Source organism: Mycobacterium shimoidei (assembly GCF_900417275.1).
In the GTDB taxonomy this organism is placed as follows: Bacteria; Actinomycetota; Actinomycetes; order Mycobacteriales; family Mycobacteriaceae; genus Mycobacterium; species Mycobacterium shimoidei.
In genome coordinates, this window is sequence record NZ_UEGW01000001.1 from 2,949,612 (window position 1) to 2,963,034 (window position 13,423).

A 13,423-nucleotide genomic window follows, 5' to 3' on the forward strand; every position below is an offset into this window, starting at 1 on the left:
TGTAGGCTTGGCAATATTTGCCCAGTGCCTGCACGGCGCTGTAATACTGTCCGACGGCAGTGATCCTTCTGCGCATCGGATCCGCTGCGGGGGATCATGGGCCAGGCAGAAAGGACAGCCGTATGGCGTTCGCCGAAAGCGACCATCCACCATCGGGTTTCGCAATCATCGGCTACGCGGCGCGGTTCCCGGGTGGTGCGGATGCAGACCAGTTCTGGGAGGTGCTGAGCGAAGGCCGAGACGCAGTCTCGGAGGTGCCCGAGGATCGCTGGGATGTCGACGAATTCTTCGATCCGGATTTTGATGCACCCGGGAAGGTGGTGACCCGGCGAGCAGGCTTCGTCGACGACGCGACGGGCTTTGACGCGCCGTTTTTCGGTATGTCGACGCGCGAGGCGAGGTTGCTGGACCCGCAGCATCGGCTGCTGCTGGAAACCGCCTGGCAGGCGGTCGAGCATTCCGGTACGGCGCCCACGGCTCTGGCGAACACGAACACCGGCGTGTTCGTCGGTTTGGCCACGCATGACTACCTGGGAATGGCATCGGCTGAGCTGACGTACCCCGAGATCGAGGCCTATATGGCAATCGGGACGTCGGCATCCGCGGCGGCCGGCCGGATCAGCTACCGGTTGGGGCTGCAGGGCCCGGCGGTCGCGGTCGACACGGCGTGCAGCTCGTCGCTGGTGGCTATTCATCAGGCATGCCAAGCGCTGCGGTTGGGGGAGTGCGACCTCGCTCTTGCCGGTGGCGCGAACGTGCTGCTCAGCCCGGCCACCATGATCACCTTCTCGCACGCGCACATGCTCGCGCCCGACGGCCGGTGCAAGACATTCGACGCAGCCGCCGACGGCTATGTGCGCGGCGAAGGTTGTGGCGTCATCGTCATCAAGCGGCTCGAGGATGCGATCCGCGACGGCGATCGGATTCGCGCCGTCATCCGGGGCAGCGCGATCAACCAGGATGGCGCATCGGGCGGTTTGACAGTGCCGAATGGCGTTGCCCAGCAACGGGTTATCACCGAAGCGCTGAAGCGCGCGGGCGTTGAACCCGCCGACGTCGGATATTTGGAGGCGCATGGGACCGGGACATCGCTGGGCGACCCGATCGAGGCCCAGGCCGCGGGCGCGGTGTTCGGCGCCGGACGCGAGGCGAGCCGGCCGCTGCTGATCGGCTCGGTGAAGACCAATATCGGGCACCTGGAAGCTGCTGCGGGCATCGCCGGCGTGATCAAGGTCATCCTGTCGCTCGAGCACGGGCTGCTGCCGGCGCACCTGCACTTTCGCAATCCGTCGCCACACATTCCGTGGGATCGGCTCGCGCTGCAGGTTGTGCAGGAGCCCACCGCCTGGGAGCGCGGCGACCGGCCGCGAATCGCGGGGATCAGCTCGTTCGGGTTCGCCGGAACGAACGCGCACGTCATCATCGAAGAAGCTCCAGTAGCGCCCGCGGGTCAGGCTCCGGTAGCACCGAACAACCCGGTCGACCCGGGAGGTCGGCGGTTTGGTGTGCTTCCACTCTCGGCGCGCACACCCGACGCATTGGTCCAGATCGCCGACCAATACCGCGACTGGTTGGGTGCGCACCCGCAAGCCACTTTGGCCGACGTGTGCTTCACCGCCGGGACGGGGCGAGCACACTTCGAACACCGGGCCGCGTTGGTGGTCAATTCGACGGAATCGGCCCGTGAGTTACTCGGCGCACTCGCCGACGACCGCCCGGCACCGGGCCTGGTGCGCGGGGTATCCGATGACACGCCGAAGACCGCGTGGCTGTTCACCGGTCAGGGCAGCCAGTACCCGGGTATGGCGCGGGAACTTTTCGATACCGAGCCGGTGTTCGCCGAGACAATGACGCGCTGCGCCGCCGCGGTCGCAGATGTTCTCGAAAAACCATTGCTGGACGTCATTTTCGATACGGATAATCCAGAAAACGAAGAAACGCTCCGACAGACCACCTACGCCCAGCCCGCCTTGTTCGCAGTGGAGATGGGACTGGCCCGGCTGTGGCAGTCGTGGGGCTTCGAACCCGACGTAGTGCTGGGCCACAGCGTCGGCCAGTATTCAGCTGCTTGCGTAGCGGGCATGCTCAGCCTCGAGGATGGCGCGCTACTGATGGCCGAGCGCGGCCGCCTTTTCGGCAGCTTGCCTGCCGGCGGCCGGATGGTCGCCGCCTTCACCGCTGCCGAACGCGTCGAGGCCTTCACCGACGAGTACCCCACTCTGTCCGTCGCCGCCTACAACGGCGCTAATACCGTGCTATCGGGGCCGGCGGAGGATCTTCAGCGGGCGGTGGCCCAGCTGAAAGCCGACGGCGTCCGGTGCGACTGGCTGGATACCAGCCACGCGTTCCACTCCGCGCTGCTGGATCCGGTCCTCGACGAGTTCGAGTCGTACGCGAACCGGTTCAATTTCAGCTCGCCGCAACGAATTTTGGTGTGCAACCGCAGCGGTGCCGCGCTGGGCAGGAGCGTCAAAGTCGATGGCGCCTATTGGCGTCGTCATGCACGGCAGCCGGTGGAATTCGCCAAAAGCGTGCAGACACTGGCCGACCTGGGCTGCAAAGTGCTGCTGGAAATCGGTCCGCAACCGGTGCTCACCGCCGCAGCGCTGCGGGCGTGGCCCGACTCGGCTACCGCGCCGCGGGCGATCGCGTCGATGCGCCGAAACACCGCCGACCACCGCCAGATCACCGAAGCTGTTGCCGACGCTTACGTGCTGGGGCATCTGCCTGACTTCGGTGCTCCCTGGCAGGGATCGGCGCGCAAGCTCGACCTGCCCACCTACCCGTTCCAGCACCGCCAGTACTGGTATCGAGACGATCGCAAGCGCCCCAGCCAACAACAGCACCTCGAGGTGCGTAGCGAAGCGGTCCGGCTCCTCGAGGACGGCCGGGTCGAGGAACTCGCCGCTCTGCTCGGCGGTGCGGGCGGCGACGACCAGACCCTGAGTGTGTTGAACAAGCTTGCCGCGCAACACAACCAACAGCGCTCGACACAGTCCATCGCGGACGACCGCTACGCGATTCGCTGGGAGAAATCCAGCGCCGCGGCTTCGGATGCACAGGCGCAAGAAAAACCCGCCTGGCTGCTCGTGGGCGATAACACCGAGGTGATTGAGCCGCTGGTCGACGCGCTGACCGCACTGGGACACCAACATCGGCGTATCGGCTTGCCAATGTCCGCTGCTGACGAGGAACAACTCGAGGGCGCGTTGCGCGCCGCTGCGGCAGATGAATCGACGCTGCGAATCGTCCATGTTGCGGCTATCGACTCCGAGACCGCGCCGTCGATGCGGGCGCTGCTGCGGATGCAGCACCAGATCCTGGGCGGAACGCGGCGACTCTTCCGCGCCGCGGTTGCCGCCGAACTGCGCCGGCCCATTTGGCTGGTAACCCGTGGCGCGCAACGAGTCACCGACGCCGACGTCGTGTCGCCGGATCAGAGCTGCCTCTGGGGATTTGGCCGCGCCGCCTCGCTGGAGCATCCGCAGGTGTGGGGCGGACTGGCGGATCTGGCGCATGGCACCGCCGACGAATGGTCGCGGTTCATTACGCAGCTCATGGCCGCTCCGCGCACCGAAGACCAGTTCGCGTTGCGTGATCAAGTGGTTTACCTCCCCCGGCTGGTGCGGCGGGGGGGCCCGCCGAGCGCGGCACCGCCGATATTGCGGCCCGAAGCAACATATTTGGTAACCGGCGGGCTGGGGTCGATAGGACTCGAAAACGCCGGATACCTGGCCGCGCACGGCGCCCGCCATCTGGGGCTGACCAGCCGCCGCCCGCCCCGCGATGCCGCGCAACTGCGTATCGACGCGCTACGCGACCAGCACGGCTGCGAATTCCGGGTCGTCGGCGCCGATGTCGCCGACGCGCATGACGTCGCTCGCCTGTTGGCCACCGTGCAGGCCGAACTACCGCCGCTGGCCGGTATCGTTCATGCCGCGGGCGAGATCGGCACCACCCCGCTGAGCGCTCTCGACGATTCCGAAGTCGATCGTGTTTTTGCCGGAAAGGTCTGGGGTGCTTGGCATTTAAGCGAAGCAGCCGCAGATTTGCAGTTGGACTTCTTCCTCAGCACCTCCTCGATCGCCTCGGTATGGGGCGGATTCGGTCAGACTGCCTATGGCGCGGCCAACGCGTTCTTGGACGGGCTGACCTGGCGACTGCGCGCGCAGGGTGTCTCGGGGATCAGCGTGAATTTCGGTCCGTGGTCGGCCGGCATGGCCGACGAGGAATCTCGCGCGCGGCTGAACAAGCGCGGGGTCCGGACACTCTCACCTGCCGATGCACTGGCGGGCATGGCGGATCTCATGGCGGCTTCTGCTGCCCAGGGGGTGGCGCAAGGCGTGGTGGCCAGGGTCGACTGGGCTCGCTTTTTGCCGCTCTACCAACAAGCGGGCAGCCGGGCATTTTTGGCGGAGCTGGAGCGCGAGGTGCCCAGCTCACTGACTGGGGTGGCGCCGTCGACGACCCTGAGCGGGAAGACCCAACTGGTCGAGCGGCTGACCAACGCTCCGGTGCAGCAACGGCGCAAACTGCTGATGGATTACCTGCGTGACGCTGTGGCAGAGGTGACGCGCGTCGATGCCGCAGAGATTCGCGAAGACGCGGGATTCTTTGACTTGGGCATGGATTCGCTGATGGCTGTCGAGTTGCGACGGCGCATCGAGCAGGGTGTAGGTAAAGACATCCCCGCGACACTGGCGATGGATTACCCGCGGCTGTCCGACGTGGTGGATCATCTGCTCGGCGACGTGCTCGGACTTGACGAGCAGGCATCCGCAAAGGCAGCGCCGGCCACGGTGGCGACGACACGCACGGATGAGCCGATCGCGATCGTCGCGGTGTCGTGCCGTTTCCCCGGGGCGCCCGATCCGGAAGCTTTCTGGGAGCTGCTGTCCGGCGGTGTTGACGCGATCCGGGAAGTTCCGGAAGACCGATTCGACATCGACGAGTTCTACGACCCGGATCCGGAGATTCCGGGCAAGATCTACAGCCGCTTCGGTGGATTCCTCGACGGTATCGACGGATTCGATCCGGAGTTCTTCGGGATCTCTCCGCGCGAGGCAATGTGGATCGAGCCCCAGCAGCGGCTGGTGCTGGAAACGGTATGGGAGGGGCTGGAAAGGGCCGGCTACGCACCGTCTGCGTTGCGCGGCAGCCGAACCGGCATCTTCGTGGGGGTGGCTGCCAACGAGTATGCGCATCTGCTGTCCGCCGAGTCGGTGGACAAAATCGAGCCGTATTTCATCACCGGCAACGCGCTCAACGCCGTTTCGGGTCGGGTTGCCTTCGCGCTCGGACTCGAAGGGCCGGCGGTGGCCGTCGATACCGCGTGCAGCTCGTCGCTGGTGGCCGTCCATCAGGCCTGCCAGGCATTGCACTCCGGCGACTGCGATTTGGCGTTGGCCGGCGGCGTGAATGTGTTGCTTAGCCCGGTCACCAACATCGCCGCCTCGCGCGCCAGGATGCTTTCTCCCGTCGGGCGATGCAAGACCTTCGACGCCTCCGCCGACGGCTATGTGCGCAGTGAAGGCTGCGGGATTCTGGTGCTCAAGAGGCTAAGCGATGCGCAGCGCGACGGCGATCGAGTGTGCGCGGTCATCCCGGGTAGCGCGGTCAACCAAGACGGCGCTTCCAGCGGTTTGACGGTGCCCAATGGTGGTGCACAGCAACGGCTTATCGGCACCGCACTGGCCCGCGCCGGCCTGACCGGCGAAGACGTCGACTACCTGGAGGCGCACGGGACGGGTACCCCGCTGGGTGATCCGATCGAGGTGCAGGCGGCGGGAGCTGTTTATGGGGCCGCTCGTGACGCGGACCGGCCGTTGCTGATCGGATCAGTGAAGACGAACATCGGCCACCTCGAATCGGCGTCAGGGGCCGCCGGCCTGATCAAGGTTGTGTTGTCGCTGCAGCACGGCGTGCTGCCGGCCAGCCTGCACTTTGACACACCCTCGCCGCACATCCCGTGGGACTCGCTGCCGGTTCGCGTCGTGGACAAAGCAATCCCGTGGCAGACCACCGGAAGACCGCGACGCGCGGGCGTAAGTTCCTTCGGGTTCACTGGCACCAACGCGCACGTGCTTATCGAGGAGGCGCCGACATGGACGCCCACCGGCGAAGAGCCGGTAGACGACGCCGCGGTGCAGCAGGAGTCGGACGCCCGCGGCGGGTCACCTGATGTGCTGGCGCTGTCGGCGCGATCACCGCAGGCGCTGGTGGCGCTGGCGCGGCGTTATGAATCCTGGTTGAGCACCCATCCGGAGGTTGACATCGCCGACGTGTGTCTCACGGCCGGAGTGGGCCGCTCGCATTTCGAATATCGGGCGGCGCTGGTGGTGGATTCGGTTCGAAGCGCCGGCGAGGGCCTGGCTGAACTGGCCGAGAACAGGCTGCGGCCCGGTGTGGTACGCGGGGAGTGCGCGGACCGGCCGACGACGGCGTGGCTGTTCACCGGACAGGGCAGCCAGCATCCGGGTATGGCACGCGAATTGTTCGACACTGAACCAGTTTTCGCAGAAACAGTGACACGCTGCGCGGATGCGGTCAAGGAAATCCTGCCGCGGCCGTTGCTGGACGTGTTGTTCGCTACCGACCGGGAAACGGGCGGGGAGGCGGGCGAAACGCTGAAGCACACCTCGTTTGCGCAGCCGGCGCTGTTCGCCGTCGAGATGGGTTTGGCGCGACTGTGGCAGTCGTGGGGTGTCGAGCCAGATGTGGTGCTGGGGCACAGCGTCGGTCAATACGCGGCGGCGTGTGTGGCCGGAGTTTTCAGCCTCGAAGACGGCGCGCGGCTGATGGCCGAGCGCGGCCGGCTGTTCGGCAGTTTGCCCGAAGGCGGACGCATGGTGGCGGTCTTCGTCGACGCCAAGCAAGTCGAGGAAGTCGCCAACGAATTCCCTCGGGTGTCGGTCGCTGCCTACAACGGACCCAACACGGTGCTATCCGGTCCCGGGACGGATCTGGACGAGATTGTCGGCCGATTCAGTAACGACGGAATCCGCTGCAGCTGGCTGGAAACCAGCCACGCCTTCCATTCGGAACTGCTGGAACCGGTGCTCGGTGAATTCGAGTCTTACGCAGCCCAACTGCAGTTCGCTGCGCCGACATTGCCGCTGGTCTGCAATCGGACCGGCACAGTGCTCACCGCCGACACCCCACTGGACGCGCAGTATTGGCGGAGGCATTCCCGCCAGCCGGTGCAGTTCGCCGAAAGCGTGCGCACCGTGGCCGCGCTGGGGTGCTCGGTGTTGATGGAGATCGGGCCCCAACCGGTGCTGACCGGGGCGGCGGTGCAGGTTTGGCCGGAACACCTGGCCGCGCCGCGTGCGATCGTGTCACTGCGAAAGGGCACCGGTGATCGCCGCCAGATCGCCGAAGCGCTGGCCACTGCGTATGTCAGCGGCCACCGGCCCAACTTCGCCGCACTGCATCAGCAACCCCGCCGCAGAGTCGAACTGCCCACCTATCCCTTCCAGCGCCGTCGCTTCTGGCCCAAGGCTTCCGCCATCAGCGTCGACGGCCCGTCGACGTCGGGTCTGCTCGGCAGCGGCAAGGATCTCGCGTCCGGCGATCGCGTGTATACCAGTCGGCTTTCGGTCAGGTCGCAACCGTGGCTATCGGATCACGTCATCTACGGCACCGTCGTCGTTCCGGGCGCCACCTATGCCACGATGGCCCTGGCCGCGGTCGGAACCCCGGCGCACGTCAAAGAGGTTTTCTTCTATGAACCGATCATCTTGCCGGAGAAGGCTTCTCGTGAGGTCCAGCTGACGCTGCATCCGCTCGACGAGGGTGGTGGCTGGAAATTCCAGGTGCACAGCCGCCCGTACGGGGTCAGCGACGCCGAATGGTCGCTGAACGCCGACGGCACGGCGCTATCCGGTTTCGGGGAGGAGCCGGCGGCCGAAGACGCCGATCCCGTCGATACGGCGATCGAGCGGATGGAGCGCATGCGTCCGCAGCAGCTGTTCGAGACCTTCGCTGATATGGAGCTGGCATGGGGGCCTAGCTGGTCCGGATCGCTGAAGTCGTTGTGGCTCGGTGACGGTGAGGCGATCGGTGACATCTCGGTCGGCGAGGAACTAACCGAACATCTCGGTGCCGAGCCGATGCATCCGGTGCTGCTCGACCTGTGCACCGGGGTCGCCTTCCCGGCGTTCCCCGCACTTCTCGCCGCCGAACAAGGAGTGAGCGATTTGTTCTTGCCGTTGCGTTACGGGCAAGTGGCGCTGCGGGACAAGATGCCTCGACGGTTCTACTGCCGCGCGAGGTGGCATACAAGTGAGCTGATGAGCGAAACCCAGGTCTTCGACCTCGATTTCATCGACCGGGATGGTCGCCACCTGGGCGGGATTCGCGAATTCACGGTCAAACGGGCGCCTCGCGAGGCGTTGCTGCGCGGACTCGGCGGTGATGCCACCCGTCTGATGTATGCGCTGGGCTGGCACGAAGTGCCGCCCCCGCCATCGGCCAGCGATACCGAGGGCGCCGAAAAGGTCAGCGGCACATGGCTAGTCGCTGGCTTCAGTGAGCTGGCAGCCGAGTTACCGGGCTGCATCCCGTCCGACAGTGCTTCGGACCCCGAGTTACTGGGCGAGGTGTTGACGCAGGCTCATCAGCGGGGCATGCCGTTCACCGGCATCGTCTGGCGCTGCGACGGATCGAAGGCAGGGGAGCCCACGGCAGAATCGATCACGCGGCTGGAAGCCGAGCTCGACAACTTGCTCAGCGCGGTACACGCCGCCCAGGCTGACAACTCACTGAAGCTTCCCGGCGGACTGTGGATCATCACCGAACGAGCGGTCGCGACCGAGTCCGGTGAGTCGGTCGACCCGGTGCAGACGGCGCTGTGGGGCCTCGGGCGCACCATCGTCAACGAGGAGCCGGCTCTGCGCTGCAAGCTGGTCGATTCCGACGGATCAGAACAGGCTGTCCGTTCGCTGATCAGTCTGCTCGCTGCACCCGTCGACGAGCCCGAACTTGCTGTGCGACAAGGGAAGCTGTTGGCGTCTCGGTTGCTGCAATGGTCGCGCAGCGGTCATCTCGCGCTTCCGCGCGTAGCCGATTACACGCTGGCGCCCACCGAACGCGGCGCGATCGACAACCTGCGCCTGACCGAAGCGGAAGTGCCGCCGCCGGACGAGGGCTACGTGCAGGTAAAGGTTGAAGCCGCCGGATTGAATTTCCGGGATGTGCTCAACGTGTTGGGCCTCTATCCGGGCGATCCCGGCCCGATCGGCGGTGACTTTGCCGGCGTCGTCACCGCGGTGGGTGGGGGTGTCACGGGACTTGAGGTGGGCAATCGCGTCTACGGCTTCATGCAGGGCGCATTCTCCAGCCGGTTCAATGTGCCCGCACAGTTGCTGGCGCCGATTCCTGCCCGGGTAAGCGCGGTAGAAGCGGCGACCATCCCGGCGGCGGCGCTGACGGCGCGCCTCGCGTTCGACTGGGCGCAGCTCAAGCCCGGCGATCGGGTGCTGATCCACGCCGCCAGCGGTGGCGTCGGATTGGCGGCGATCCAAATGGCCCAACAGCACGGTGCGGTGGTCTTTGCCACGGCAAGCACCTACAAACGCGCGACGCTGCGCAAAATGGGTGTGAAATACGTCTACGACTCGCGCAGCACGGATTTCGCCGATCAAATTCTCGCCGACACCAATGGCGCCGGCGTTGACGTGGTGCTCAACAGCTTGACGAACGAAGGGTTTGTCGAAGCGACCGTGCGGGCCACCGCCCAGAATGGCCGATTCGCCGAGATCGCCAAGCGCGACATCTGGACCCCGGAGCAGATGGCGGCAGCCCGCCCCGATATCGCCTACGAAATCGTTGCGCTCGACACGGTTACTCTCCAGGAGCCCGAGCGTATTCGCGCGCTGCTTGCCGAGGTGTCGGACGGGTTGGCCAAGGGCCAGTGGGCACCGCTGCCCGCCGAGATCTACCCGCTGACCGAGGCGAAGACGGCGTTTCGCCGGATGCAGCAGGCGCGGCATATCGGCAAGATCGTGCTGCAAATGCCCAAACCGCTTCAGCTACGCGATGATCGGAGCTACCTGATCACCGGCGGGCTCGGCGCGATCGGTCTGCACACGGCCTCGTATCTGGCCCAGCGCGGGGCGGGTGACATCGTGTTGACCAGTCGGCGGTCGCCCGATGCGGATGTTCAGCAGATGATCGACGACATCACCGAGCGCTACCGGTGCCGCATCCACACCTTCGCCGCCGATGTCGCTGACGAGACGCAGGTCGTCGAGCTGCTGGAGCGGATCCGCGCGGAGTTGCCGCCGCTTGCGGGCGTGGCGCATTTCGCGGGCGTGCTCGACGACGCGCTGCTGTCACAACAGAATCTGGAGCGTTTCCGGACGACATTGGGCCCCAAGGCGTTCGGTGCCTGCCACCTGGACCGCCTGACCAGGGATGACGACCTTGATTTCTTCATCGTGTCGTCCTCGGTGTCCAGTTTGCTCGGTCCACCAGGCCAGGCCAACTACGCGACTGCCAACGCGCTGCTCGACGGGTTGGTCGCCCGACGGCAGGCACACGGGTTGCCGGCAACCGGGGTCAACTTCGGCCCGTGGGCCCAGGGTGGCATGGCGTCTTCGGAGGCTGCGCGTGCCAATATCGGTGCGCAGGGACTGATTCCGCTGGAACCCTCGGCCGCCCTCAGCGCGCTCGCCGAGGTCGTCGCCAACGGAACCGCGCAGGCGGCCGTCATCAAGGCCAACTGGCAGCGGGCGGCGAAGGTGCTGGGCAGTTCTCGTCCACCGATTCTCGACCTCGTCTTGCCGAGCGCGGTCACCGAGACAGCCGGCGACAGTGAGTTGCTCCGCCAACTGCAGGAGATACCGGTGGCCCAGCGCGCCGCGTTCATCACGGAGTTCCTGCAGCGCGAAGTGCAGGGGTTCCTGCGGCTGGCGCAGCCGCCCGCGGCGACCAGTCGGTTCTTGGACCTGGGCACGGACTCACTGATGGCGGTGGAGCTCCGCAACCGGTTGCACAGCCAGTTCGGTGGCGCGTTCACGATCAATGCAACCGCGGTGTTCGACTACCCGACGATCGGTGGGCTCGGCGAATACCTCGCGTCCCAGCTACCCGACCCGGATTCACCATCGGGCGAAGCGGGTTCGGACGCGGCGCCAGAGCCGAGTTGACCGCTACAGCGTGACGACCTCGTAGTCGCCGACCTGATCCATGAGCACGTGCAGCTGGTCTTGTGACGAGCCGAGGGTGTGTTCGATCGCGGTGAGCCGGGCGGCATAGTGGCCGACTGGGTACTCGGCGGTCATCCCGATGCCGCCGTGCAGCTGGATCGCCTCTTGACCGATGTGCCGGCCGGATCGGCCGATCTGCAGCTTGGCCCGCGCCGCGATCACCGGATCGAGGTTGCCGTCGGCGATCGACATTGCCGCGTACAGGCTCATGCTGCGGGCCAGCTCCAGCGAGACGTACATGTCGGCGGCCCGCTGGGTCAACGTCTGGAACTTGTTCAAGGTGACGCCGAATTGCTTGCGGGTCTTGAGGTAATCGGTCGTCAGGCGAAGCGCTTCTTCCATAGCTCCGACCGCCTCGGCGCATAACGCCGACTGGATACGGATGACGGCGTTGGTGATGGCCGATGCGGCGTCGCCCTCACCCAGCGGCTCGGCAGGTGTGTGATCCAGGTCGATCTGGGCGCCGCGCTGGCCGTCGAACGTCCGGTAGGGATGCCGGCTGACGGCCTGGGCATCCACCAGGAACAGCCCGGTTTTACCGTCGGGCAAGGCGGCGCTGACTACCAGGGTGTCGGCGCAGTCACCGGCGAGGACGGGATTCTTGCGTCCGCTCAGTGTCCATGAATCATCTTGGCGCACAGCTGTTGTTGAGTTGCCGCGAGGCTCGAGGTGGGCGAACGCGAGCAGCTTTTGACCGGCGGCCACCTCCTCCAGCTGCTTTTTCTGGGCGTCGCTGCCCACTTCGGCGATGATCGCGCCCGGACCGAGCGCCGCGTGGATCAGCGGTTCGGGAGCCAGCCGACGGCCGATTTCGGTGAGCACCACCATGATCTCGATCTGGCCGGCCTCCTCTGGGTCGAAACCGAGGCCGAGGATCCCGGTGTCGGCCAGTTGACCCCACACCTCGCGGCTCCAGCCCAGCTCGGTGTCGACCACCTTGAGACGGCTCTCCGGATCGTAGCTTCGGGCCAGCAGGTCGCGGGTGGTGTCGCGAAGCAGAATTTGTTCGTCGCTAAATTGAAAGTCCATGGCCTGCCTTACAATCCGAGTATCGTCGACGCGATGATGGTGCGCTGCACTTCGTTGCTGCCACCGTAAATCGATGTCTTTCGGTAATTCAGGTAGCGCGGCGCGCATTGTTGCGCCCACTGCGGCGATGCGATGTCGTCACCGGCGTCGAACGGCAGGGCATCGGGTCCGGCCACCTCCACGAACAGCTCGGTTGCGGTCTGCTGCAGCTGGCTGCCTCTCAGCTTGAGCACCGATGACGCCGGGTTTGGCTTGCCGCCTGACGAATCCGACGCCACCCGCATCTGGGTGAGTTCTAGTGCCAGCACTTCGTTTTCGGCTTCTGCGAGCCGGGCAGCGAAAAGTGGATCATCGATCAGTCCCGTTTCGGTGGCACGCCGTTTGACCTCTGCGAGCCGTACCTTGGTTCGCCCGACGGCGGCGATGCCGGTTCGCTCGTTGCCCAACAGGAACTTCGCGTACGTCCAACCCTGATTCTCTTCGCCGACAAGCTGATCGGCGGGAACCCGGACGTCTTCGAAAAACACCTCGTTGACCTCGTAGCCACCGTCGATCAGTTTGATCGGTCGCAGCGTGACGCCCGGGGTCGACATCTCGAAAAGCAGAAAAGAGATGCCCGCCTGCTTCTTGGGTGCCTGCGGGTCGGTGCGCACCAGGCAAAAGATCCAGTCCGCGTACTGGCCGAGTGTCGTCCAGGTCTTCTGCCCATTGACGACGTAACTGTTGCCGTCGCGCACCGCGGTGGTGCGTAGCGAGGCCAGATCCGAGCCGGCCTCGGGCTCGGAGAACCCTTGGCACCACCAGATGTCCAGGTTGGCCGTGGGCGGCAAGAATCGCTCTTTGACCTCCTGCGACCCGAACTCGGCGATGACCGGGCCGACCATCTTGGTGTTGAAGTTCAGCGGTTCCGGCACGCCGGCCAACTGCATCTCGTCGAGCCAGATCTGCAGCTGGGTGTTCGTCCAATCCTTGCCGCCCCATTCGACCGGCCAGTTGGGCACTGCCAGCCCGTGCTTGTGCAGGATTTTGTGGCTGGTGACGATGTCGTCGTGGTTGACGCCTTCGCCCAGCAGGGTCCTCTCCCGAATGTCGGCGGGGATCTCGCTGGTGTAGATCTTGCGTAGCTCGTCGCGGAAGGCTGCTTCCTCCGCCGTGAGCGCCAGTTGCATTGCCGTCTCCTCTGT

At 65.7% G+C, this 13,423-nt stretch carries 3 protein-coding genes; 1 reads left to right on the forward strand and 2 read right to left on the reverse strand.

Features of this window, described 5'->3' with window-relative positions; translation table 11 throughout:
• The first annotated feature begins 122 nt into the window (after positions 1 to 122).
• Positions 123 to 11,150 (forward strand): type I polyketide synthase, encoded by an 11,028-nt coding sequence (locus MSP7336_RS14310; RefSeq protein ID WP_113963978.1) that lies wholly within the window; start codon positions 123 to 125, stop codon positions 11,148 to 11,150.
• A gap of 3 nt (positions 11,151 to 11,153) precedes the next feature.
• On the opposite strand, the gene MSP7336_RS14315 is transcribed toward MSP7336_RS14310, so the two are convergent.
• Positions 11,154 to 12,239: an acyl-CoA dehydrogenase family protein gene (locus MSP7336_RS14315; RefSeq protein WP_069394599.1), complete on the reverse strand. Its 1,086-nt coding sequence runs from the start codon at positions 12,237 to 12,239 to the stop codon at positions 11,154 to 11,156.
• Between the two features lie 8 nt (positions 12,240 to 12,247).
• Complete coding sequence (locus MSP7336_RS14320; protein WP_113963979.1) at positions 12,248 to 13,408, reverse strand: acyl-CoA dehydrogenase family protein; 1,161 nt, start codon at positions 13,406 to 13,408, stop codon at positions 12,248 to 12,250.
• Between the last annotated feature and the right edge of the window lie 15 nt (positions 13,409 to 13,423).

What these genes read in the sequence shown, in the direction of transcription:
- MSP7336_RS14310 (WP_113963978.1), top strand. Translation starts at nt 123, where the DNA reads ATGGCGTTCGCCGAAAGCGACCATCCACCATCGGGTTTCGCAATCATC.
- MSP7336_RS14315 (WP_069394599.1), bottom strand. Translation starts at nt 12,239, where the DNA reads ATGGACTTTCAATTTAGCGACGAACAAATTCTGCTTCGCGACACCACC.
- MSP7336_RS14320 (WP_113963979.1), bottom strand. Translation starts at nt 13,408, where the DNA reads ATGCAACTGGCGCTCACGGCGGAGGAAGCAGCCTTCCGCGACGAGCTA.